The sequence below is a fragment of the Streptomyces sp. HmicA12 genome (genome assembly GCF_000373565.1).
Lineage (GTDB): Bacteria > Actinomycetota > Actinomycetes > Streptomycetales > Streptomycetaceae > Streptomyces.
In genome coordinates this window covers 1-22,727 of the sequence record NZ_KB891808.1, presented here as the reverse complement: position 1 = coordinate 22,727, position 22,727 = coordinate 1, and the positions used below count along the sequence as shown (strand labels likewise).

General features: G+C 71.3%; 19 protein-coding genes and 1 rRNA gene. 11 read left to right on the top strand and 9 right to left on the bottom strand.

Annotation, left to right across the window (positions count from 1 at the left end):
- Nucleotides 1-146 precede the first annotated feature (146 nt).
- The 5 genes from B072_RS43355 to B072_RS0117220 all read left to right on the top strand — a co-directional run bounded on the left by B072_RS43355 (nt 147) and on the right by B072_RS0117220 (nt 9,248).
- Nucleotides 147-2,522: a maltotransferase domain-containing protein gene (locus B072_RS43355; RefSeq protein WP_234018872.1), complete on the top strand. Its 2,376-nt coding sequence runs from the start codon at nt 147-149 to the stop codon at nt 2,520-2,522.
- 37 nt (nt 2,523-2,559) lie between these two features.
- The gene (treS, locus tag B072_RS0117235) at nt 2,560-4,263 is read left to right on the top strand and encodes a maltose alpha-D-glucosyltransferase (protein WP_018531202.1); all 1,704 of its coding nucleotides are present in this window, start codon (nt 2,560-2,562) and stop codon (nt 4,261-4,263) included.
- Between the two features lie 328 nt (nt 4,264-4,591).
- Nucleotides 4,592-6,004, top strand: a complete 1,413-nt coding sequence (locus B072_RS0117230) for a maltokinase N-terminal cap-like domain-containing protein (protein ID WP_018531201.1) — start codon at nt 4,592-4,594, stop codon at nt 6,002-6,004.
- Nucleotides 6,005-6,183: 179 nt separating this feature from the next.
- The gene (gene glgB, locus B072_RS0117225; protein ID WP_018531200.1) at nt 6,184-8,403 is read left to right on the top strand and encodes a 1,4-alpha-glucan branching enzyme; all 2,220 of its coding nucleotides are present in this window, start codon (nt 6,184-6,186) and stop codon (nt 8,401-8,403) included.
- A gap of 38 nt (nt 8,404-8,441) precedes the next feature.
- Nucleotides 8,442-9,248, top strand: a complete 807-nt coding sequence (locus B072_RS0117220) for a hypothetical protein (RefSeq protein WP_018531199.1) — start codon at nt 8,442-8,444, stop codon at nt 9,246-9,248.
- Between the two features lie 22 nt (nt 9,249-9,270).
- Here the strand turns inward: B072_RS0117220 and B072_RS43350 are convergent, their stop codons facing one another.
- The 4 genes from B072_RS43350 to B072_RS0117200 all read right to left on the bottom strand — a co-directional run bounded on the left by B072_RS43350 (nt 9,271) and on the right by B072_RS0117200 (nt 12,869).
- Nucleotides 9,271-9,732 (bottom strand): hypothetical protein, encoded by a 462-nt coding sequence (locus tag B072_RS43350; protein ID WP_018531198.1) that lies wholly within the window; start codon nt 9,730-9,732, stop codon nt 9,271-9,273.
- A gap of 17 nt (nt 9,733-9,749) precedes the next feature.
- Nucleotides 9,750-11,969: a HelD family protein gene (locus B072_RS0117210; protein WP_018531197.1), complete on the bottom strand. Its 2,220-nt coding sequence runs from the start codon at nt 11,967-11,969 to the stop codon at nt 9,750-9,752.
- Between the two features lie 166 nt (nt 11,970-12,135).
- Nucleotides 12,136-12,465 carry a thioredoxin gene (gene trxA / locus B072_RS0117205; protein ID WP_026245945.1) on the bottom strand — a complete coding sequence of 110 codons (330 nt, stop codon included), beginning with the start codon at nt 12,463-12,465 and terminating at the stop codon, nt 12,136-12,138.
- Nucleotides 12,462-12,869, bottom strand: coding sequence for a MerR family transcriptional regulator (locus B072_RS0117200; RefSeq protein ID WP_018531195.1), 408 nt, complete (start codon nt 12,867-12,869; stop codon nt 12,462-12,464). The genes trxA and B072_RS0117200 overlap by 4 nt, the downstream gene beginning before the upstream one ends.
- A 275-nt stretch (nt 12,870-13,144) precedes the next feature.
- Between B072_RS0117200 and B072_RS0117195 the strand changes: the two genes are divergently transcribed.
- A complete protein-coding gene (locus tag B072_RS0117195) occupies nt 13,145-13,918 on the top strand; it encodes an MBL fold metallo-hydrolase (RefSeq protein ID WP_018531194.1) in 774 nt (257 codons plus the stop codon).
- Between the two features lie 7 nt (nt 13,919-13,925).
- On the opposite strand, the gene B072_RS0117190 is transcribed toward B072_RS0117195, so the two are convergent.
- Nucleotides 13,926-14,501 (bottom strand): 3'-5' exonuclease, encoded by a 576-nt coding sequence (locus B072_RS0117190; protein WP_018531193.1) that lies wholly within the window; start codon nt 14,499-14,501, stop codon nt 13,926-13,928.
- Between the two features lie 42 nt (nt 14,502-14,543).
- Nucleotides 14,544-14,915, bottom strand: coding sequence for a hypothetical protein (locus tag B072_RS0117185; protein WP_018531192.1), 372 nt, complete (start codon nt 14,913-14,915; stop codon nt 14,544-14,546).
- 94 nt (nt 14,916-15,009) lie between these two features.
- Here B072_RS0117185 and B072_RS0117180 point away from each other — a divergent pair, with 94 nt between their 5' ends.
- The 4 genes from B072_RS0117180 (at nt 15,010) to B072_RS0117165 (ending at nt 18,895) form a co-directional block, all read left to right on the top strand.
- Complete coding sequence (locus tag B072_RS0117180; protein ID WP_018531191.1) at nt 15,010-15,969, top strand: aldo/keto reductase; 960 nt, start codon at nt 15,010-15,012, stop codon at nt 15,967-15,969.
- A 284-nt stretch (nt 15,970-16,253) separates the two neighbouring features.
- The gene (locus B072_RS0117175) at nt 16,254-17,162 is read left to right on the top strand and encodes an AraC family transcriptional regulator (RefSeq protein WP_018531190.1); all 909 of its coding nucleotides are present in this window, start codon (nt 16,254-16,256) and stop codon (nt 17,160-17,162) included.
- A gap of 123 nt (nt 17,163-17,285) precedes the next feature.
- Nucleotides 17,286-18,098 (top strand): glutamate racemase, encoded by an 813-nt coding sequence (locus B072_RS0117170; protein WP_018531189.1) that lies wholly within the window; start codon nt 17,286-17,288, stop codon nt 18,096-18,098.
- Nucleotides 18,095-18,895: a maleylpyruvate isomerase family mycothiol-dependent enzyme gene (locus tag B072_RS0117165; protein ID WP_018531188.1), complete on the top strand. Its 801-nt coding sequence runs from the start codon at nt 18,095-18,097 to the stop codon at nt 18,893-18,895. The genes B072_RS0117170 and B072_RS0117165 overlap by 4 nt, the downstream gene beginning before the upstream one ends.
- A 367-nt stretch (nt 18,896-19,262) precedes the next feature.
- On the opposite strand, the gene B072_RS0117160 is transcribed toward B072_RS0117165, so the two are convergent.
- On the bottom strand, nt 19,263-20,945 hold the full coding sequence (locus B072_RS0117160) for an MFS transporter (RefSeq protein WP_018531187.1): 1,683 nt from the start codon (nt 20,943-20,945) through the stop codon (nt 19,263-19,265).
- Nucleotides 20,946-21,102: 157 nt separating this feature from the next.
- Between B072_RS0117160 and B072_RS0117155 the strand changes: the two genes are divergently transcribed.
- Entirely contained in the window at nt 21,103-21,711 is a 609-nt protein-coding gene (locus B072_RS0117155) for a TetR family transcriptional regulator (protein WP_018531186.1), read from the top strand.
- A gap of 4 nt (nt 21,712-21,715) precedes the next feature.
- Here the strand turns inward: B072_RS0117155 and B072_RS0117150 are convergent, their stop codons facing one another.
- Both B072_RS0117150 and rrf read right to left on the bottom strand, forming a co-directional pair.
- Nucleotides 21,716-22,384: a DNA alkylation repair protein gene (locus tag B072_RS0117150; RefSeq protein WP_018531185.1), complete on the bottom strand. Its 669-nt coding sequence runs from the start codon at nt 22,382-22,384 to the stop codon at nt 21,716-21,718.
- A 74-nt stretch (nt 22,385-22,458) separates the two neighbouring features.
- Nucleotides 22,459-22,575: ribosomal RNA gene (gene rrf / locus B072_RS0117145) — 5S ribosomal RNA — on the bottom strand.
- Nucleotides 22,576-22,727 lie beyond the last annotated feature (152 nt).

The following is a 22,727-nucleotide window of genomic DNA, read 5'->3' as shown; positions in this document are numbered from 1 at the left end:
TTGTGTGTGCCCTTACGCGCGAGTAGTTAACAAAGCACCGGATTGCCCGCCCTGCGACCGTGGAAGGCTCCTCCGGTACCCCGCACGACCCTCTCCCCGAAGTGTGTCTCCGCAACCCCCCGAATCCTCCGCGGACAGGAGCGGTCATGCCCGCCAAACGCACGCCCCCTCAGAAGAAGATCGCGCCCGCTGCGGCCAACGGCCCAGCGGCGCGGCCTGATGGGGCCCAGACCCCCGAACCGATACCCGACGCGACCAGCACCGCCCCGGGCCCGGCCGAGCAGCCGGCCGGGCCCGAGAAGAAGGCATCCACCGGGACCACGGCAGCCGCCACGAGGAAAGCCGTCACCAGCAAGACGGCCGCGACCAAGAAGGCGGTCACAGCGAGAAGGGCCGGTGCGACGAAGAAGGCCGACACAGCGAAGAAGGCCGTCGCGGCAAAGGAGCCCGCCACAGCGAAGAAGACGGTGGCGGCGAAGAAGCCGACGCCGGCCAAGACCCGGCCCACTCCCCGAAAGGCCCCGTCCCCGATTCAGGTCACCACCGGACGTATCCCGGTCCGCGACGTCCGGCCCCGGATCGCCGACGGCACCCTTCCCGCCAAGTCCGTGGTCGGCGAGACCTTCTGGGTCACGGCCACCGTCTTCCGCGAGGGCCATGACGCGGTCGCCGCCGATGTCGTGCTGCGCGGCCCCGACGGCCAGGAGGGCGCCTGGGCGCCGATGCGTGAACTCGCCCCCGGCACCGACCGCTGGGGCGCCCGGGTCACGGCGGACGCGCCCGGCACCTGGACGTTCTGGGTGGAGGCGTGGGGCGACCCGGTGACGACCTGGCGGCACACGGCCCAGATCAAGGTCCCGGCGGGCATCGACACCGAACTCGTGCTGGAGGAGGGCGTGTTGCTGTACGAGCGCGCCGCCGAGGGCGTACCCGAGCGGCAGCGCCCCCCGGTCCTCGCGGCCGCCGACGCGCTGCGCGACACCGCCCGCCCGGCCGCGGCCCGGCTGGCCGCCGCCCTCACCCCGGACGTGGACGAGATCCTCGCCCGGTACCCGCTGCGCGAACTGGTCACATCCGGCGCGCGGTTGCCGCTCCTCGTGGAGCGCGAGCGGGCGCTGTACGGCTCCTGGTACGAGTTCTTCCCGCGCTCCGAGGGCGCGGTCGTCGAACCGGGCAAGCCGCCCGTGAGCGGCACCTTCGCCACGGCCGCGCTCCGCCTCCCGGCCGTCGCGGACATGGGCTTCGACGTCGTGTACCTGCCGCCGATCCACCCCATCGGCACCACGTACCGCAAGGGCCCCAACAACTCCCTCTCCCCAGGCCCTGACGATGTGGGCGTCCCGTGGGCGATCGGCTCCCCCGAGGGCGGCCACGACGCGATCCACCCGGACCTGGGCACGCTGGAGGACTTCCGCGCGTTCGTGGACCGCGCACGGGAGTTGAACCTGGAGGTGGCTCTCGACTTCGCGCTCCAGTGCTCCCCCGACCACCCCTGGGTGGACAAGTACCCGGAGTGGTTCCACCACCGGCCCGACGGCACGATCGCGTACGCCGAGAACCCGCCGAAGAAGTACCAGGACATCTATCCGATCGCCTTCGACGCGGACCTGCCCGGTCTGATCGCGGAGACGACACGCGTCCTACGCCACTGGATGGATCAGGGCGTACGCATTTTCCGGGTGGACAATCCGCACACCAAACCGGTCGCCTTCTGGGAACACGTCATCGCGGACATCAACCGGAGCGACCCCGATGTCATCTTCCTGGCGGAGGCGTTCACCCGCCCGGCGATGATGCACGCCCTCGCGCAGACCGGCTTCCAGCAGTCGTACACGTACTTCACCTGGCGCAACACGAAGCAGGAACTCACCGAGTACGTCGAGGAGTTGGCGGGTGAGTCGGCATCCTTCATGCGGCCGAACTTCTTCGCCAACACCCCCGACATCCTGCACGAGTTCCTCCAGCACGGCGGCCGCCCCGCGTTCGAGCTGCGCGCGGTGCTCGCCGCGACCCTCGCTCCGTCCTGGGGCGTCTACAGCGGATACGAGCTGTGCGAAAACACTCCGCTACGTCCCGGTAGCGAGGAGTATCTGGACTCGGAGAAGTACCAACTACGGCCCCGGGACTGGGAGTCGGCGGCGCGCGAAGGGCGGACGATCGCTCCGCTCCTCACCGCGCTCAACGACATCCGGCGCCGCAGCCCCGCGCTGCGGCAGCTGCGCGACGTGCACTTCCACCACGCCGACAAGGACGAGGTGATCGTGTACTCGAAGACCGCGGAGGACCCGTCCGGATCGAACACGGTTCTGGTGGTCGTGAACCTCGACCCGCACCACACCCAGGAGGCGACGGTCTCGTTGGACATGCCACAACTGGGCCTCGGCTGGCACGAGTCCCTGTCGGTACGCGACGAGCTCGCCGGCGACACCTATCACTGGGGCAGGACGAACTACGTGCGCCTAGAGCCGGGCCGTTCGCCCGCGCACATCCTCACCGTCCTGCGACCGTCCACGCCGCGATGAATTCTCTGGAAGAGGAATTCGGAGGGTCACCCACACCATGATCATGAATGAGCCCGTCCCGGACACTTTCGAGGACACCCCGCAGAAGGACCGGGACCCGGATTGGTTCAAGCGCGCCGTCTTCTACGAGGTCCTGGTCCGCTCCTTCCAGGACAGCAACGGCGACGGCGTCGGAGACCTCAAGGGCATCACGGCGAAACTGGACTACCTCCAGTGGCTGGGAGTGGACTGCCTCTGGCTGCCACCCTTCTTCAAGTCACCTCTCCGGGACGGCGGTTACGACGTCTCGGACTACACGTCGGTCCTCCCGGAGTTCGGCGACCTGGCCGACTTCGTCGAGTTCGTCGACGCCGCACACCAGCGCGGCATGCGCGTGATCATCGACTTCGTCATGAACCACACGAGCGACCAGCACGAGTGGTTCCAGCAGTCCCGCTCCGACCCCGAGGGACCGTACGGCGACTACTACGTCTGGGCCGACGACGACAAGCAGTACCAGGACGCCCGGATCATCTTCGTGGACACCGAAGCCTCCAACTGGACCTTCGACCCGGTCCGCAAGCAGTACTTCTGGCACCGCTTCTTCTCCCACCAGCCGGACCTCAACTACGAGAACCCGGCGGTCCAGGAGGAGATCCTCGCGGCCCTGCGCTTCTGGCTCGACCTGGGCATCGACGGCTTCCGCCTCGACGCGGTGCCCTACCTGTACGCCGAGGAGGGCACCAACTGCGAAAACCTTCCGGCGACGCACGAGTTCCTCAAGCGGGTCCGCAAGGAGATCGACGCCCAGTACCCCGACGTGGTGATCCTCGCCGAGGCCAACCAGTGGCCGGAGGACGTCGTCGACTACTTCGGCGACTTCCGCACCGGCGGCGACGAGTGCCACATGGCGTTCCACTTCCCGGTGATGCCACGCATCTTCATGGCGGTCCGCAGGGAGTCCCGCTACCCGGTCTCCGAGATCCTGGCCAAGACCCCGGCCATCCCCTCGGGCTGCCAGTGGGGCATCTTCCTGCGCAACCACGACGAGCTGACGCTCGAGATGGTCACGGACGAGGAACGCGACTACATGTACGCGGAGTACGCAAAGGACCCGCGCATGCGGGCCAACATCGGCATCCGCCGGCGTCTGGCCCCGCTCCTGGACAACGACCGCAACCAGATCGAGCTCTTCACGGCGTTGCTCCTGTCCCTCCCCGGCTCGCCGATCCTCTACTACGGCGACGAGATCGGGATGGGCGACAACATCTGGCTCGGCGACCGCGACGCGGTCCGCACCCCGATGCAGTGGACGCCGGACCGCAACGCCGGCTTCTCCTCCAGCGATCCGGGCCGTCTGTTCCTGCCCACGATCATGGACCCCGTCTACGGGTACCAGGTCACGAACGTCGAAGCCTCGATGTCCTCCCCGTCGTCCCTGCTCCACTGGACGCGCCGGATGATCGAGATCCGTAAGCAGAACCCGGCGTTCGGCCTCGGCTCGTACACGGAACTCTCGTCCTCGAACCCCGCGGTGATCGCGTTCCTCCGCGAGTACAAGGACGACCTGGTCCTGTGCGTCCACAACTTCTCGCGCTTCGCCCAGCCGACCGAGCTGGACCTGCAGATGTTCAACGGACGCCATCCGGTGGAGCTGATCGGCGGGGTGCGGTTCCCGGCGATCGGGGAACTGCCCTACCTGCTCACCCTGGCGGGGCACGGGTTCTACTGGTTCCGGCTGCGCAAGAGCGAAGGCTCGTAGGAGCAGCGGGGCTCAGGGCCGGCCGGGGCGTAGAGCACGGGCGGGCCGGCGCCGGGACGTCCGTTCCGGTGCCGGTGCGCCGTCCGGCCGGCGAAGAGCCAAGAACACGCCAATCCCGGTTTCCGTCCCCTCCCCTTGGGCACTCTCCCCCAATACCGTGCGGGACCGGCGCCGCCGCGCACCGTCCCGACCCGCGCCACGGATCGCGCACCATTGCTCACGCACACTCGGCACGTCCCCCTCTGGTCAGCTCAGGACAGCATCTCGGCACCCGGGACCGCGTACACCGTCGTCGAGCGTTCCCGGCCCGGGGAAAGGACGCGACGCCATGTCGGAAGCCGCAGCCCGGCCCGCCGCTGCCGCCAGCACCTCCGCCGTCGGCGCGGAGGACCGATTCGAACTGCTCCTGTCCCTGGAGCCGCTGCTGCGCGAATGGCTGCCGCGCCAGCGCTGGTTCGCGGGCAAGGGCCGGCCCGTCACCGGCTTCACTCTCGACTCCGTCACCGAACTCCTGCCCCGCGCGGCCCTGTTGCACCTGCTGCTGCGCGCGCACCAGCCGCCCGCCGACGAGGAGGGTCCGGGCGAGTGCTACCAACTCCTCATCGGAACCGCGGAGTTGCTGCCGGGGTACATCGGCTCCGCCGCGATCGGCCCGATCACCCGCGGCCCACTGGCCGGCCGCACCGCCTACGAGGCGCTCCAGGACCCGCGTCAGGCGTCGGTCCTGCTCGAACGGCTCCGGATACCCGGCGCCCTCGGCGCCCTCCGATTCCACCGCGGCCCGCACGGCCATGTCCCGCGGGGCCTGATCCCGCGTCCGCTGCGGGCCGAACAGTCCAACTCCTCGGTCGTGTACGGCGACCGGCTGATCGCGAAGTTCTTCCGCCGGGTCGTCCCCGGCACCAACCCCGACCTCGAACTCCCCCTCGCGCTGGCCCGCGAGGGCAGTGAGCGGGTGCCGGCGCCGGTCGCCTGGTTCGAGACGGGCCACACCGACAACGGCACCGAGACCACCACCCTCGGCGTGCTCCAGCCGTACCTCAAGGGCGCGGCCGACGGCTGGGACCTGGCCCTCGATCACCTCGGCAAACGGGAGGAATTCGCCGCGGAGGCACGGGAGTTGGGGCGGGCCACGGCCGAGGTGCACCGCGCCCTCGCGCACGCCCTGCCGACGGTCACGTACACCCGCGCCCAGACGGAGCAGCTGACCGCGGCGATGACGCGCCGCCTGGAGACCACGGCCCAGCAGGTCCCGGCCCTGCTCCCGTACGTCCCCGCGCTGCGCACCTCGTTCGACGCGCTGCGCGACCTGGCCGCCGACGGGCACACCTGGCAGGCCCAGCGCGTCCACGGTGACCTGCACCTCGGCCAGTGCCTGCGCGAGCCGGACGGCACCTGGCAGCTGATCGACTTCGAGGGCGAACCGTCCCGCCCCCTCGCCGAGCGCCGCCTGCCGCACCCCCCGCACCGGGACATCGCGGGCATGCTCCGTTCCTTCGACTACGCGGCCCGCTCGCACCGCCCCTGGAGGCCGGACTGGTCGATGTCCTGCCGGGCCGCGTACTGCACGGGCTACGCGGAGGTGACGGGCCGCGACCCGCGCGCCGACCCGGTCCTGCTGCGCGCGTACGAGACGGACAAGGCGATCTACGAGGCCCTGTACGAGGCCCGCCACCGCCCCGACTGGCTCCCGGTCCCGATGGCGGCCCTGTCCGGGCTCGCGGAGGAGGCGCACCGCTAGGGGCGCGGGGAACGGCGCCAGCAACCGGACCCGACCCGCACCCGCCCACGAAGCGGCGACCCGGCAGACGAGAAGGCGAAGAGGGGCGCGAGGAACCGCGCGACCAGCCACGACGAGACCCGCACCCGCCACCGACACCGCAACCCGGAAGAAGAAAAGGCCCCAAGGAGGCGCCCCCCGTGACCCGCCGCCCCACCGAAGCTCCGTCATCGGCCCCGGTCCCCCCGGACGACAGGAACCGCCTCCGTGCCGGCACCCACCACAACCCCCACGGAGTGCTCGGCGCCCACCCCACCCACGGCGGCATCGCGTTCCGCGCCTGGCGGCCCTACGCCCGGAAGGTCGCCGTCCGCACCCCGCAGGGCCTGCACGCCGAGCTCCACGACGACGGCGACGGGTTCTTCTCGGCCCTGTTCCAGCTCCGCGAGGTCCCGCCCGAGTACGAGCTGGAGATCACGTACGGCGACACGGTCCAGACGGTCGCGGACGCGTACTCCCTGCTGCCCGCCCTCGGCGACCTCGACCTGCACCTGTTCGCCGAGGGCCGCCACGAGCAGCTGTGGACCGCGCTGGGCGCCCGCCCCATGACCCACCAGGGGATCGAGGGCACCCGCTTCACGGTCTGGGCCCCGAACGCGCGCGGCGTCCGCGTCGTCGGCTCCTTCAACTACTGGGACGGCGCGGCCCACACCCTGCGTTCGCTGGGCTCGTCCGGCATCTGGGAGCTGTTCGTCCCGGGCATCGGCGAGGGCGAGCTGTACAAGTTCGAGATCACCCGGCCGGACGGCAGCAAGACGATGCGGGCCGATCCGCTGGCCACCCGCACGGAGACGCCCCCGGCCAACTCCTCCGTCATCCACGCCTCGCACCACACCTGGCACGACGAGGAGTGGCTGGAGAACCGCGGCGCACACCCCGCGCACGAGGCCCCCTTCTCGGTCTACGAGCTCCACCTCGCGTCCTGGCGCCCCGGCCTCACCTACCGCCAGCTGGCCGAGCAACTCCCCGAGTACGTCACGGAGATGGGCTTCACGCACGTAGAGCTGCTGCCCGTGGCCGAACATCCCTTCGGCGGCTCCTGGGGCTACCAGGTCACCGGCTTCTACGCCCCCACGGCCCGCCTCGGCACCCCCGACGACTTCAAGTACCTGATCGACGCGCTCCATCAGGCGGGCGTCGGGGTGCTGATGGACTGGGTTCCGGCCCATTTCCCGCGCGACGACTGGGCGTTGGCGGAGTTCGACGGCCGTCCGCTGTACGAGCACGAGGACCCGCTGCGCTCCGCGCACCCCGACTGGGGCACGCTGGAGTTCGACTACGGCCGCAAGGAGGTCCGCAACTTCCTGGTGGCGAACGCCCTTTACTGGTGCGAGGAGTTCCACATCGACGGGCTGCGGGTCGACGCCGTCGCCTCCATGCTCTACCTCGACTACTCGCGCGAGGAGGGGCAGTGGACGCCGAACCAGTTCGGCGGCCGCGAGAACCTCGACGCCGTCGACTTCCTCCAGGAGATGAACGCCACCCTGTACCGCCGTGTCCCCGGCGTCGTCACCATCGCCGAGGAGTCGACCGCCTGGGACGGCGTCACCCGCGCCACCCACCACATCGGACCGGGCGGCTTCGGCGGCCTCGGCTTCGGGCTGAAGTGGAACATGGGCTGGATGCACGACTCGCTGGAGTACGTGCAGCACGAGCCGGTCCACCGCAAGTACCACCACAACGACATGACGTTCTCGATGGTGTACGCGTACAGCGAGAACTACGTCCTGCCCATCTCCCACGACGAGGTGGTGCACGGCAAGCGGTCCCTCGTCTCCAAGATGCCCGGCGACTGGTGGCAGCAGCGCGCCACGCACCGCGCCTACCTGGGCTTCATGTGGGCCCACCCGGGCAAGCAACTCCTCTTCATGGGGCAGGAGTTCGCCCAGGGTGCCGAGTGGTCCGAGGCGCACGGCCCGGACTGGTGGCTGCTGGACCCGGCGTACGGGGCCGAGGCCGACCATCGCGGAGTGCGTGATCTCGTACGGGATCTGAACCACGTCTACCGCGAGGCGCCCGCGCTGTGGGAGCGGGACACCGACCCGGCGGGGTTCGCGTGGGTGGCCGGTGACGCGGCGGAGGACAACGTCTTCGCCTTCCTGCGGCACGCCGCCGACGGCTCCCCGCTGCTCGCGGTGTCCCACTTCTCGCCGGTGGTGCGGCACGACTACCGGCTCGGGGTGCCCGACGACGCACCGGCCTGGCACGAGGTGCTCAACACCGACAGCGCGCGGTACGGCGGCAGCGACGTCACGAACCCGGGGCCGGTGAAGCCGGACGACGTCCCGGCCCACGGCCGCCCGGCGAGCCTGCGCCTGACCCTGCCGCCGCTCGCGACGGTGTGGCTGCGCCCGGCCTGAACCACGCGCGGCTTCATGTGCGGCCTATATTGCCGCACATGAAGTCGTCCGGCAGACCCGTCATACCCTCCGTCGCCGCTCTGCTGTGCGCGGTGGCCGTGCTGCTCCTCGGCGCCTGCGGCACCCAGAAGGCGGGCACCGGTCCCAACTCGACGGCCACTCCCCTCCGCTGGACCCTCGCCGGCCCCATCGGTGTCACCGCCGCCCGTCTCGCCGACGACCGGCGCACGCTGAGCCTCGACGCCGAGGTGCCCGACGGCCCGCGTCCGTGCGTACGCGATCTCAGGGCGGCGGTCACCAGCACGTCGGAGCGGACCGTGTGGGTACAGGTCAGCTACAACTCGCCCTCCGGCGACCGCAGTTCCGGCTGCACGAGGACGAAGACGGTCACCGTGAAGGTGCGGCTGCCCGAGCCTCTGGGGCACCGGGTCCTCAACGTCGACAACTTCACGGACTTCACCGCCGACGGCGCCGAGGCCCCCGACCTGCGCCCGTGCGGCGAACTCGGCTGCCACCCGGCCCCCACCGGCTGCACCCCCGCCTCCTACGACCAGGCGGTGGCCGCGCTCGACGTGCCGAACCACACCTCCCGCGGCACCGAGCACTGCGACGGGAAGTGGCTGGTGTTCGACGTCTCCTCGCGCATGGGCCCGGCCTGCCCGGAAGGCGCGGGACCGGGCTGCGGGGCGAGCCTCGGCGACCGCTGGTTCTTCCGTGCCGAGAAGTCGGGCTGGGACCCGGTCGCGCGCGGAACGAAGGCGGGCTGTACCGACGTGCACCGCGTCGAGCCCGCCTTCCCGGACGCCCTGTGCGCCGACCTGCCCGCGCTGCGGCGCTCCAACTGAGCGCCGCTCGGGGCCTGTTGGGCTAGACGACCCGCGGCGCCCCGTGCCGGACCCCGGCCTCCAGGGCCGCTTCGAGCACCGCGGGGTCGCCGAGGCGGTCGGCGCGCACCACGACGTCCGCCCCGGCCGGCGTCACCAGGGACCGGCTGAAGACGATCACCGCCCACGCGTCGTCCGGCCCTGTCTCGCGCACCTCCCACCGGCTCGACAGCGCCGCGAGCACGCCGCGCCCCCGCCACCGGTAGACGGTCCCCGGCTGCTCGGTGAGGCGGGTGTCGACGCCCCGGATGTGGCGCCGGCGCCCGCTCCTGGTCCGGTAGCCGACGTCGTCGCTCATCCGCTGCGCGCCCGGACCGCCGCCCGGCAGGGGACGGTAGGTGAAGGTCGCGTCGGTGCGCCGGTCGCCCTGCCACATGGGGAACGAGGAGCAGACGATGTGCCAGGTGCCGGCCAGCCGGTCGGGTGTGACATCGAGGTGTTCCATGGGACGGACCCTAAGACCTAGCTCTGGTCGAGCGCCTCCGGGAGGTCACCGGTGTGCAGGATGCCGAGGTGCTGGGTGGCCCGGGTCAGCGCCACGTACAGGTCGCTGGTCCCGTACCGTCCCGGCTCGACCACGAGCACGGAGTCGAACTCCAGGCCCTTGGCCTGGCGCGGGTCGAGGAGCACGACGGTGTGCGTCAGGTCGGGTTCGGCGCCCGCCGTCACCCCGTCGAGCCGCTCCGCGAGCGCGGCGTGCAGCTCGCGCGGCGCGATGACGGCCAACCGGCCTTCCGCTGGGGCGAGTTCGTCCACCGCGTCGGCGACGGACCCGGGCAGGTCGTCGGTGGCGCGCACCCAGGGACGTACGCCCGTGGACCGCACCGACGACGGCGGCTCGAAGTCCGGGTGGTCGGCGCGGACGACGGCCGCCGCGAGGTCCATGATCTCGGACGGCGTACGGTAGTTGACGCCGAGCCGGGTGTGCTCGAAGCGGTCCTCGACGTACGGTGCGAGGATGCCCGACCACGATCCGACGCCGCCCTCCGTCGACGTCTGCGCGGGGTCGCCGACCAGCGTCATCGACCGGGTCGGCGAGCGCCGCATCAGCAACCGCCAGGCCATCGGCGACAGTTCCTGCGCCTCGTCGACGATGATGTGCCCGAACGCCCAGGTCCGGTCGGCGGCGGCGCGCTCGGCGGCGCTGCGGTGGTCGTCCTCCTCGTACCAGTCGGCGACCCGGTCCGCGTCGACGATGTCGTGCGCGGCGAGCACCTCCGACTCGTCCTCGTCCTCGAACTCGTACGACTCGGATCCCTTGGACAGGTCCAGCACGCCCTGCGCGTAGGCGATCCGCTCCTGGCGCGCGGCCTCGGCGGCGGCCCGCTCGGCGGAGTCGTCGTACCCGAGCAGCTCGGCGGCCTCGTCGAGCAGCGGCACGTCACCGGACGTCCAGTCGGCGGGCCCGGTCACGTCACGCCGGATGGCCGCGGCCTCTTCGTCGCTTACGTGGACGGGCTCGGCCAGGAAGTCCGCGACGACGTCCTCCGGGGTGAGCCGGGGCCACAACTCCTCGATGGCGGCGTGCACTTCGCGGCTGGTGGCGACGGCCTTGCCGAGCTGGGCGAGGTCGTCGGGGCCGAGGAAGTTCGGGCCGCCGTAGGGGTCGGCGCCGATCCGCTCGGCGATCTGCGCGGTCAGCGCGTCGATGATCTGGAAGGAGAAGTGCGGGCGGGCCAGGTTGTGCGGGAGCAGGGTGGCGCGGGCGGCCTCGCGGGCCTCACCGGCGATCGTCCAGTCGAGGATCAGGTCGCCGTCGTCGTGCGGGACGATGATCGGGGCGCCGGGTTCGGGGGTCTGCTGCCGGTCGCGTACGGCGAGCGCGAGCGCCTCGGCCATCGCGGCGGAGCCCTTCACGGCGGCCGCCGCGGGAGTGTCCTTGGCGGTCGCCCTGATCCCCGGGTACAGCTCGCCCACCGTCGCGAGCAGCACACCGGTCTCACCGAGGGCGGGCAGCACCTCGGAGATGTAGGAGAGGAACGCCGGGTTCGGCCCGACGATCAGCACGGCCCGCTTGGCGAGCAGCTCCCGGTGCTCGTAGAGCAGGAAGGCGGCGCGGTGCAGGGCGACGGCGGTCTTGCCGGTGCCGGGGCCGCCCTCGACCACGAGCACACCCCGGTGGTCGTGGCGGATGATCCGGTCCTGCTCGGCCTGGATGGTCTGCACGATGTCGCCCATGCGGCCGGTGCGCGCGGAGTTGAGCGCGGCGAGCAGCACGGCGTCGCCGGCCGGGTCCTCGAAGCCGGTGCGCTCGTCGTCGCCGAGATCGAGGATCTCGTCGTGGAGTTCGGTGACGGTCCGCCCCTCGGTGGTGAGGTGCCGGCGCCGGCGCAGCCCCATCGGCATATGGCCGGTGGCGAGATAGAAGGGGCGCGCGACCGGCGCGCGCCAGTCGATCAGAATCGGGGTGTGCTCGGTGTCGTCGTCACGAATTCCGATACGCCCGATGTGATGCGTCACGCCGTCGGTGAGATCGATCCGGCCGAAGCAGAGCGAACCGTCGACCGCGTTCAGCGCGGCCAGCAGTCCGGACCGCTCGACGACCAGCAGATCCCGCTCCAGGCGGGCCTGCTGACCGGTGCCGACCGGCGTCAGGGCATCCGTGACCGACTCCGCGGCCGTGCCGCGCAGCGCGTCGACGCGCGCGTAGAGCCGGTCGATGAATTCCTGTTCCTTTTGCAATTCTTTCTGCGAAGCGGCGGATTCCCGGCTTGACAAAACTGCTCCCTGCCCGGTACGGTGTGTTTAGTTGGCCCCCGGTGAGGGGCCTTTTCTGTGGGCACACAGAAACACCGAATATACCCCGGGCAGGGTTTCTTTCCAAGCCGCCGATTCCGGATTACCCGACTTACAGGGCCTCGGCCAATTCCTCCAGCAGGCGCCGCTTCGGCCGGGCGCCCACCCTGGACCACACCGGCTCCCCGTCCTTGAAGACCATCAGCGTCGGCATGGACAGCACGCCGTACTTCACGGCGGTGTCCGGATTGGCGTCGACGTCGATGGCCACGACGTCGAGCCGGTCGCGCTCCTCCTCCGCGACGGCTTTCAGCACCGGGGCCAGCTGCTTGCACGGCCCGCACCACGCGGCGGTGAACTCCACGAGCACCGGTCGGCCGGCCTTGACGACCTGCTCGTCGAAGTCCGCGTCGGTCACGTCTCGAAACGCCACCTGGATCACTCCCTCAGTTCGCAGCGCGGCGCGAAGTCGTCCTCCGCGGCCAGCGCGTCCATGGCCTGCTCGGCACGCGTGAGCTGCGCACCGACCTTCTCCCGTACGGCGCTCAACTCACCGATGAGTGAGTCGAGTTCGGCGAGCTTGTTGCGGTACACGGCGAGCGACGCCGGACACGAGTCGCCCTCCGGGTGCCCGGCGCGCAGGCACTCCACGAACGGCCGGGTCTCCTCCAGGTCGAATCCGAAGTCCTGCAGCGTGCGGATCTGCCGCAGGGCCCGCAGGTCGGCCTCGTCGTAGGTCCGGTAGCCGTTGCCTCCGCGCCGCGCGGGCAGCAGCCCGCGCGACTCGTAGTACCTGAGCGTCCGCGTGCTCACCCCGGCACGGTCCGCGAGCTCTCCGATGCGCATGCCTACGACGGTAAACGTTGCCCCCGACGTCAAGGCCAGCCCCGCCCCGCCGCCTTGGGCAATCTGCCGCCAAGGGCGGCAGGGTGGGCAAGGCGGCACCCCGGCGCCCGGCAGGCGCCCCGACCGGCCCGCGCCACGACCCCGCCCGAGGACCCGGCGGAATACCGGCTCCGGCAACCGACTTGACCGCAGTACCCAGTCACGACCCGGCCCAGCACCCATGCCGGCACCCACCCCGCAACCAACTCCGCACCCGACGTACAGGAGCGCACCCCGTGCCCACACTCACCGTCCGCTACATCGGCGGCCCCACCGCAGTCCTGGAACTCGCCGGCCTCCGCCTGCTCACGGACCCCACGTTCGACGCCCCCGGCGCGTACCCGATCGGCGCGCGGGCGTTGGTGAAGACGGTGGGCCCGGCCCTGACCGCCGAGGCGACAGGCCCGGTCGACGTGGTGCTCCTCTCCCACGACCAGCACCCGGACAACCTGGACCGCGCGGGCCGCACACTGCTGGCCGACGCCCCGCTGATCCTCACCACGACCGCGGCGACGGACCGCCTCGACCACCCCGACGCCCGGGCACTGCCGAACTGGCGCCACATCGACCTGCCCCGCCCCGACGGCGGCCGCCTCCGCATCACGGGCGTCCCGGCGCTGCACGGCCCCGAGGGCAGCGAACCCCTGGTCGGCGAGGTCACGGGCTTCGTGCTGTCCGGCGACGACCTGCCGACGGTCTACGTCTCCGGGGACAACGCCTCCCTGGACCGCGTCCGGCAGATCGCCGACCGCTTCCCCACGATCGACGTGGCCCTCCTCTTCGCGGGCGCGGCCCGCACCCCGATCGTCCCCGACGCCCCGCTCACCCTGACGAGCGCGGACGCGGCCGAGGCGACCCGCATCCTGAACGCCCGGCACATCGTCCCGCTGCACTTCGAGCACTGGGGCCACTTCACGCAGGACGGCACGACCCTGACCAAGGCGTTCGCGGAGGCGGGCCTGAGCGAGCGGCTGCACCTGCTGAGTCCGGGTGCGACCGTGACCTTCTGACGAACCGTCACGCACCTTCGTCCGTGGGCCAGTCACCGCGCCCGGCGACATGCAGCACGAGCGCGGCGATGTTCCACGCGTCGTCCTCACCCCGGTGATGCCGCCCTTCCAGGGGCAGCCCGGCCACCGTCAACGCCTGGGCCATGCCCGGCCGTTTACGCAGACCATGGCTCTCGGTGAAGACGGCCTTGGCGTTGATGTGCACGGCGCCGAAGGGATACGAGGCACGGGCGGCACCGGACGCCTCGCACTGCCGCCGGAACTGATGCCGGTCGTAGTCGCCCCAGCTCGCCCACTGGTGATGCTGCGCCGCGAACCGCTCCCGCAGGGTCCGGCAGGCGTCGGCGAAGGGGACCCCCCGGTCGACCTCGGCCTGGGTGAGACCGGTGAGTTCGGTGCAGAAGGCGCTGACCGAGGAGCGGGAGGGGCGGACGAGGATGCGGTGCCTGCCCAGGCGGCGCCGCGCGTCGAGATCGACCACGGTGAGCCCGACCTCGATGATCTCGCTCACCGACCCGGGCGGCGGCTGCCCGTCCCAGCAGGTGGCTTCGACATCGACGACATTGAGGAGGCGGGCGGTCATGCCCGGGAGCGTACGGAGCCGGGCGCACCGGCCGCGAACGGTTTACGGCCAGTCGATCATCCCCATGAACACCAGGTACGTGAGCCCCACCGCGAACGGCGCCGCCACCGCGAAGCCGATCCGCCGCGCGACGAACCGTTCCTGCCACGGCAGCAGCCACGCCGTCACGAGCAGAAGGAGCGACACGGCGAGGCCCCAGCCGAACACGGTGTACGCCCGGTCGAAGCTCGGGTCGAACCGCGCCGCTTCGGCCTCGGTGCACGAGTCGCAGGCCATCGGCATGAGGCTCGCGAACACGTACGCGAAGAACGCCGCAGGTAGCGTGACCAGGCTGGAGATCACCGGGGCGACCCAGTGACGGGCGTGGCGCGCGGGGCGGCTCACCGCGGAATCGGCTCCGAGTTCGAAGGTCATGGCTCCATCAAAGCGCCCCCTGGCCGACCCCACCTGAGTCCTCGTACTCACCCGACGTACTCAAGCGACGTACTCAACGACGACAAGGAAAAGCATGACCGCCGACCAGCACGAAACGAACGACACGACCGAGGCGATCGGCACGACCGACGCGACCGACGCGCCCCGCACCGTCGACGCCTCGGCCTCCGGCACCTGGCTCCTCGGCGACCTCCCCGTGCGCCGCGTCGGCTTCGGGGCGATGCGGCTCCCGGGACGTGTCGCCTTCGACAACACGTCCGTCTCCGACCGCGCCCAGGCGATCCGCGTCCTGCGCCGCGCCGTCGAACTCGGCGTGAACCACGTCGACACGGCCGCCTTCTACTTCTCCGCCCTCCGCTCGGCCAACGAGATCATCAACGCCGCGCTGGCCCCGTACCCCGACGACCTGGTCATCGCCACCAAGGTCGGACCGCGCCGGGACCGGGCCGGTGACTGGGCGACGTGGGCCCGCCCCGACGAACTGCGCGGCGACGTCGAGGAGAACCTGCGCCAGCTCGGCCGCGACCACCTGGACGTCGTCAACATGCGGGTGAACGAGCGCAGTTCACCGCGGATCGCCGAGTACGTGGGCGTGCTCGCGGAGTTGCGCGCGGCGGGCCTGATCCGGCACATCGGGGTGTCCGGCGTGGACGCGGCGGCCCTCGCCGCGGCGCAGAAGGAGGCGCCGATCGTGTGCGTGCAGAACCCGTTCGGCCTGGGCGGGGTCCGCGCGGGCGACGCCGAACTGCTGCGCTCCTGTGCCGAGCAGGGCATCGCGTTCGTCCCGTTCTTCGCGATCGCGGGCAGCGGCGGCCACGCGGGCGCCGTCGACACGACGTCCTCGGCCGTCGACGCGATCGCCGCGGCGCACGGCGCCTCCCCCGCCCAGATCCGCCTCGCCTGGACCCTCCACCAGGGCCCCAACGTCCTGGCCATCCCCGGCACCGGCGACCCCGACCACGTGGCGCAGAACGTGGCGGCGGGCGCGCTGCGGCTCACTCCGGAGGAGGTACGGGCCCTGGGGACCGTCTGACAGCGGCGGGAACGGCGGGAACGGCACGGACGCGGCCCCCGGCCACGAGGTCGTACGGCAGCTGACGGACCGCGGCGTGGAGATCCTGGCGGCCTGATCCGCGTACGGGACGGCTTCCGCACCCGACCCGATCGGGCACAGGATGTCGGGCCCGGCACCGCGCCCCGCTCCTAGCGTGGTGATCACTCAATCAGGCACGAGAAGCCAGGCACGAGAAGCCAGACGTGAGAAGTCAGGCGTGAGAAGTCAGACGTGGGAAGTCAGGCACGAGGAAGGAAACCGGGGTGCTGGACCGGCTCAATCAGGCCATGGACCGCATCGAGCAGCAGCTCGCCACGGACGCGGCGGACCTCGACGTGGCCGAGCTCGCACGGATCGCGGCGACGTCGGAGTACCACCTGCGACGCATGTTCTCGGCGCTCGCCGGGATACCGCTGTCGGAGTACGTGCGTCGGCGCCGGCTCACCGTCGCGGGCGCCGAGGTGCTCGCGGGCCGGGAGCCGTTGCTGACGATCGCGGTGCGCTACGGGTACGGGTCGGGCGAGGCGTTCGCCCGCGCGTTCCGCGCCCTGCACGGGATCGGTCCCGGCGAGGCACGGCGCACCGGCGCCGCGCTGGTCTCGCAGCCCCGGCTCACCTTCCGCCTGACCGTCGAAGGGAGCAGCAGTATGCGCTATCGAGTGGTGGACCGGGACGGATTCACGGTCGTCGGGCCCAAGGCCCGGGTGCCGCTGGTGTATTCGGGGCCGAACGAGGCGATCGAGACGTTCGTCCGCGGCCTGGACCGCGGGGTCATGGAGGAACTGAAGCAGCTGGCGGAGAAGGCGGGCGAGCAGCCGCAGGGCGTCCTCTCGGTCTGCGACGACCTGGACCCCGGCCGCGCCGAGGGCAGTGAACTCGACTACTACCAGGGCGTGGTCGTGCCGCCGTCCACGCCCGTACCCGAGGGCGTGGCCCACCTGCCGGTCCCGGCCGGCACCTGGGCGGTGTTCACGACGTCGGGCCCGGCACCGGAGGCCATCCAGCAGTTGTGGGCCGACGTGTACACGGAGTGGTTCCCGTCGAACCCGTACCGCACCCGGCCGGGCCCCGAACTCCTGCGCACCCGCGTGACACCGTCCCCCGAGGGCACGAAGGCGGAGGCGGAGCTGTGGCTTCCGGTGGAACGGGAGCAGGAGCGGACACAGACCTGAGCCAGGCGCCGGTGAATGCGGCCATTCCTCCGGGATTGGCCGTGTTCCCCGGGCCGCCCCGCCCGCAGACTCACTCACCCCCGGTGGCATCCGGCCACGTACGGCATCACGGAGGTGAGGCGCATGGGCCCCCGCCCGAAGATCGCGCTCATGGACGTCGGCATCGGACTGCTGCCCACCGCGGCGGCGGTGCGCGGACTGCGGCCCGACGCGGACCTCGTCCTGTCGTCGGACCCCGACGGCATGCCGTGGGGGCCGAGAACGCCGCGGGACATCACGGCCCGCGCCCTGGCCGTCGCGGAAGCGGCCGTCGCGCACCGGCCGGACGTCCTGATCGTGGCCTGCAACACCGCGTCCGTGCTCGCGCTGCCCACGCTGCGGGCGCGCTTCGAGCCCGCCCTGCCGGTCGTCGGCACCGTTCCGGCGGTCAAACCGGCCGCGGCGGGCGGCGCCCCGATCGCCGTCTGGGCGACGCCCGCCACCACCGGCAGCCCGTACCAGCGGCGGCTCATCGAGGAGTACGCGGCCGAGGTCGCCGTCACCGAGGTCGCGTGCCCGGGGCTCTCCGACGCCGTCGAACGCGCGGACCCGGCCGCCGTCGACCGTGCCGTCGCCGCGGCGGCCGCCCGCACCCCGGCCGACGTGCGCGCCGTCGTCCTCGGCTGCACCCACTACGAACTCGTCGCCGCCCGCATCCGCGCGGCCCTGCCCGCGCCGGTCGCCCTGCACGGCAAGGCCGACGCGGTCGCCGCACGGGCGCTGTCCAGGATCGGGGTACAGCCGACGCCCGGAGCACCGGCCGACGGAACCCTGACCGTGCTGCACAGCGGGCGCCCGGCGACACTTCCCGCGGCCGCGTACGCGTACGCGGAAGGGCGATCGCCCGTGAGCTCGGCGGTGAGCTTGTCAGTGGGCGCCGCTACCTTGGGCTCATGACCCACGACGTACGAGCTCCTCTGCCCGGCGCGCGGTATCTCGACTGCCTCGCCGCCGACTTCGACCGCCTGCGGTCGGTCGCCTCGGACGCCGATCCGGCCGCCGCGGTGCCGAGCTGCCCCGGCTGGACCGTCGCCGATCTGGTACGGCATGTCGGCCAGGTCTACGTGGACAAGACGCACGCGATACGCGAGGGCGTCGAGTCGGAGTGGCCCCCGAAGGGCACGGCCGACGCCGAGCCGTTCGCCCTGCTCGAGCGCGCCTACGGCGACCTGCGCGGGGAGTTGACCACCCGCGCCCCCGAGGACCCGGCGGGCGGCTGGTACGAGCCGGACCGTACCGTCGGCTTCTGGATCCGCCGCATGGCGCAGGAGACGGTGATCCACCGGATCGACGCCGAGCTGGGCGCGGGGCACGAGGTCGCCCCCGTCCCGGAGGACCTCGCCGTCGACGGCGTCGACGAACTCCTGAAGGTGTTCGTGGCGTACGCCGTCTCCGGCTGGACCGAGTACTTCGCCGAGACGCTGGACGTGTCCCCGGGCCGGACCTTCGATATCCGCGCCGTCGGCACGAAGGCCGCGGCCTGGCGCATCCGCACGGGACCGGCCCGCTTCACCGTGGAGGACGGGACCGGGGACGGCACTGCGGCCGACGCCACCGTCACCGGCCCACCGGCCGCGCTCCTGCGCGACCTGTGGAACCGCCAGGGCCCCGACGAAGCACCACAGGTCACGATCACCGGCCCCCCGGACGCGGTGACGGAACTACGCGCCTGCATCAGGATCGCGACGCAGTAGCGCCCGAAGGGGAGCGCTCCTAGGTCGTGTCCGCAAAGACCCTCCGTCCGCCCGGAGGGCGGGCCCGGCGGCGTCGATGGGGTCTCCCCTGCTCGAACGGAGTTGAGAGCTTGGGGAAGCGTGCTCTCGGCGTGCCGGGTGCAAGACACCCACGAGGGACCGGACGTACTTGGCCTTGTGCCCGGTGCGGCGAATGGGGTCTTCCCTGCTCGGAGCTTGTCGGAGAGCTTGGGGAAGCGTGCCAGGCGTCGCGGGGCAGGAGGGACTTTGCGGACACGACCTAGCGGGGTGTGGGGCCGAGACCTGTGCGGCTCCGCCGCGTGGGCGCGCGCAACCACCCACGCACCCGACCACAGCAGGCAGATCCTCAGGCGCTCACGGTGGAGGAGGCCGGCTCAGCCTCGGAGCCGGCCTCACCCTCACCCCCGCCCGCGGAGCGCCCCCGCGGCAGCAACCCCGCCACCACCACGGTCCCGACTCCCAGAATCACGGCCCCCACCACACTCGTGTGCGCCACCGCGTTCGAGAACGAGGCCCCCACCGCATCGGCCATCTGCCGTGCCCCGTCGGCGAGTTGACCGGCCTGCGCCTTCAACTGCGCGGCCTGCTGCGGATCGGAGGCGGCGGCCGCCTGCTCGGCGGCCTTGTGGGCCTGCGCCCCGATCCGCTGCGCGACGGCGTATCCGGCGCCGACCGAGTCCTGGGCGGTCGTCAGCGCGTTCCCGGGCAGCTTCGTCCCACCGGCCGCATCGGCGAGGTGCGACGAGTACGAACCGGCGAGCACCGACCCGAGGATGGCGATGCCCAGCGAACCACCCAGCTCCAGCGAGGTGTCGTTCACAGCGCCGCCGACACCCAGCTCACTCTCCGGGAACGCCCCCATGATCGCGTCCGTGCAGGGCGAAAGCGCCAGGCCGATGGCGAGCCCGAGGACGACGAGCGGCAGGACGAAGTCCCCGTACGTCGACGAGGCGTCGACCCGGGTGAGCAGCGCGAGCGCCACCGTGCCCCCGACCATCCCCGCCGTCACCGTGACCCGCATGCCGATCCGCGGTGTCAGGAACCCGGTGAGCGCGGACCCCACGAACACGGCGCCGGCGAGCGGCAGCATCCGCACGCCGGTCTCCCACGCGTCGTACCCGAGCACGAACTGCAGGTGCTGGGTCAGGTAGTAGAAGGCCCCGAAGACGGCCAGGAAGAAGAGCGCGACGGCGAGATTCGACCCCGCGAACCTCCGGTCGGTGAACCGCCGCACGTCCAGCACCGGCCGCGGATGCCGCAGCTCCCACACCACGAACGCCACCAGCGCCGCACCGGCCACCACGGCGGCGGTCACGGCCTTGGCGCCCCAGCCGAAGTGCGGCCCCTCGATGATCATGTAGACGAGCGCCCCGACCCACACCACGGACAGCACACCGCCCACGTAGTCGATCCGCCCGTGCCGCGCGGCCTTCGACGGCGGTACGAGGACGAGCGCGCCGACGAACGCGACGGCGGCGACCGGCACATTGATCAGGAACGTGGACGCCCACCCGTGGTCGCGCAGCAGCGCCCCCGCCACCAACGGTCCGGCGGCGATGGCGAGTCCGGCCGTCGCCGTCCACAGCACGATCGCCTTGGCCCGTTCGGCCCGCGGGAACGTGGCGGCGAGCAGCGACAGCGTCGCCGGCATGATCATGGCGGCGCCGACCCCCATCACGGCGCGCGCGGCGATGACCCCGGTGGAGCTGTCGACGAGCGACCCGGCGACGGCCCCGCCCGCGAACACGAGGAGCCCGAGCAGCAGCGCACCCCGCCGGCTGTACTTGTCGCCGATGGCGCCGAGGAGCAGCATCAGCGCCGCGTACGGCACGGTGTACCCGTCGATGACCCACTGCAGATCGGCGCTGGAGAGCCCCAGATCCTGGGTCATGTCGGGCGCCGCCACCGTGAGCGCCGTATTGGCCATCACGATGATCAAGAGGCTCAGGCAGAGCACGAGCAGCGCCCACCAGCGGCGGGCGTACGGCCGGTCCATGTTCTCGACCGGCTCGTTCATGACGAGGCGCATGACGGGGAAACCCTCCAGAAGAACAGCACTTGCACAGGCATGTGCAACTACACACTGGTGCGCAATTTACGGCGTTGCACAGCCATGTGCAAAATGGCTCTTCGGGCGGGTTCTGGAATGAGCGGCGGATGTCCGGCGCTGCGGGAGGGCAGGCACAATGAACGGCGTGACTCCCGCTTCCGTACGAGCCGACGCCAACCGCCGCCGCATCCTCGATCTGGCGCTGGCCGAGCTGCTGCGTGATCCCGACGCGTCGATGGATCAGATCGCCCGTGCCGCGGGTGTCGTCCGCCGCACGGTCTACGGGCACTTCCCGAGCCGTGACGCGTTGATCGAGGCGCTGGTCGACGACGCGGCGCAGGCGGTGGCCGACACCCATCGGGCGGGCCGTGAGGGCATCGACGATCCGGCGGAAGCGGTGGCCCGCTCGATCCTGGCGATCTGGCCGATCGCCGACCGCTACCGCCTCCTGGTGCATCTCGCCCAGCGCAGCGTCACGATGGAGGGCATCAGGGCGCGCCTCACCCCGGTCCGCGAGGTGTGCGTCCAGCTCATTCAACAGGCCCTGGACAAGGGCGAGTTCACGTCCCCGCTGTCGGCCGAGGCGTTGGCCTACGTGCACGAGCAGGTGCTGTTCGGTCTGATGGAGGCGGTCAACGACGGCGTGCTCCCGGCGGCGGAGGCGGGGCGCGCGGCGGTCGTCGCGGTGCTGTCGTCGGCCGGCTGTCCGCCCGAGGAGGCGGAGCGCCTGGCGGCGTCCGCCTGACGGGTCAGCTCTCCCGGCGGCGCACCATCTCGGAGATCCAGGCGGGCGCGTACGGGGAGGTGCAGCCCGTAGGTGTCGGGTAGTCCTTGAGCACGCCCAGCCGCTCACCGATGCCGAGCGCTCGCTCCCGGTACGCGGGGTGCTCGATCCCGATCTGGGCGAGACAGTGGTTCATCGCCCATTGAAGGCGGTCCGGGGCGTCCTTCATCTCCTTCTCGATGACGTCGAGGAGTCCTGCAAGGTCGAGCCCGTCGGGCTTCTTCGCCACGCGCTCGGTGGTCAGCGCCCAGCCGGCGCTCGCGACCACCGAATCCGTGTCACCGGTCCAGACCACCCGGAGTTCCTCGGCGTGCGGGCTCTTCTTCACCACGTAGTTCACGAGCCAGTCGTGCACTTTGGGGGTACGTGCGTCGCGGATCATGGCGTCGAGTTCGTCGCGCTCGAACGCCTTGGGGCGGCAGATGAGGAGCGCCAGCAGCCGTGCCGCGGTGTCGCCGGTTTTCCAGAGCCCGCGGGCAAGTTCCTGCTGTGTCTTCAGCCGCTTGGCGAGCGCCCGGAGCTTGCCGAGGTTCACACCGTGATCGTCACCGTGCCTCTCGTTCACCGCGCGCGCCTTGGGGTCTTCCAGTGCGGCCAACTCGGCCATCACCTCGGCCACCGTCACCTCAGCCATGCCAGCCTCCTCAAACGCAAAAAAGCCGTGACCCTCAGGCTAATGCCTGGGGGTCACGGCTTTTATCAAAATTTGTTCGGCGGCGTCCTACTCTCCCACAGGGTCCCCCCTGCAGTACCATCGGCGCTGTAAGGCTTAGCTTCCGGGTTCGGAATGTAACCGGGCGTTTCCCTCACGCTATGACCACCGAAACACTATGAAACTGTCAACCGGAGTCGTGGCCCATGACTACGACGGTTGTTCGTGGTTTCAGAACCAACACAGTGGACGCGAGCAACTGAGGACAAGCCCTCGGCCTATTAGTACCGGTCACCTCCACACCTTACGGTGCTTCCAGATCCGG

Coding starts and splice junctions, on each gene's coding strand:
- B072_RS43355 (WP_234018872.1), top strand. CDS start 147: ATGCCCGCCAAACGCACGCCCCCTCAGAAGAAGATCGCGCCCGCTGCG.
- treS (WP_018531202.1), top strand. CDS start 2,560: ATGATCATGAATGAGCCCGTCCCGGACACTTTCGAGGACACCCCGCAG.
- B072_RS0117230 (WP_018531201.1), top strand. CDS start 4,592: ATGTCGGAAGCCGCAGCCCGGCCCGCCGCTGCCGCCAGCACCTCCGCC.
- B072_RS0117220 (WP_018531199.1), top strand. CDS start 8,442: ATGAAGTCGTCCGGCAGACCCGTCATACCCTCCGTCGCCGCTCTGCTG.
- B072_RS43350 (WP_018531198.1), bottom strand. CDS start 9,732: ATGGAACACCTCGATGTCACACCCGACCGGCTGGCCGGCACCTGGCAC.
- B072_RS0117200 (WP_018531195.1), bottom strand. CDS start 12,869: ATGCGCATCGGAGAGCTCGCGGACCGTGCCGGGGTGAGCACGCGGACG.
- B072_RS0117190 (WP_018531193.1), bottom strand. CDS start 14,501: ATGACCGCCCGCCTCCTCAATGTCGTCGATGTCGAAGCCACCTGCTGG.
- B072_RS0117185 (WP_018531192.1), bottom strand. CDS start 14,915: ATGACCTTCGAACTCGGAGCCGATTCCGCGGTGAGCCGCCCCGCGCGC.
- B072_RS0117180 (WP_018531191.1), top strand. CDS start 15,010: ATGACCGCCGACCAGCACGAAACGAACGACACGACCGAGGCGATCGGC.
- B072_RS0117170 (WP_018531189.1), top strand. CDS start 17,286: ATGGGCCCCCGCCCGAAGATCGCGCTCATGGACGTCGGCATCGGACTG.
- B072_RS0117165 (WP_018531188.1), top strand. CDS start 18,095: ATGACCCACGACGTACGAGCTCCTCTGCCCGGCGCGCGGTATCTCGAC.
- B072_RS0117160 (WP_018531187.1), bottom strand. CDS start 20,945: ATGCGCCTCGTCATGAACGAGCCGGTCGAGAACATGGACCGGCCGTAC.
- B072_RS0117155 (WP_018531186.1), top strand. CDS start 21,103: ATGAACGGCGTGACTCCCGCTTCCGTACGAGCCGACGCCAACCGCCGC.
- B072_RS0117150 (WP_018531185.1), bottom strand. CDS start 22,384: ATGGCTGAGGTGACGGTGGCCGAGGTGATGGCCGAGTTGGCCGCACTG.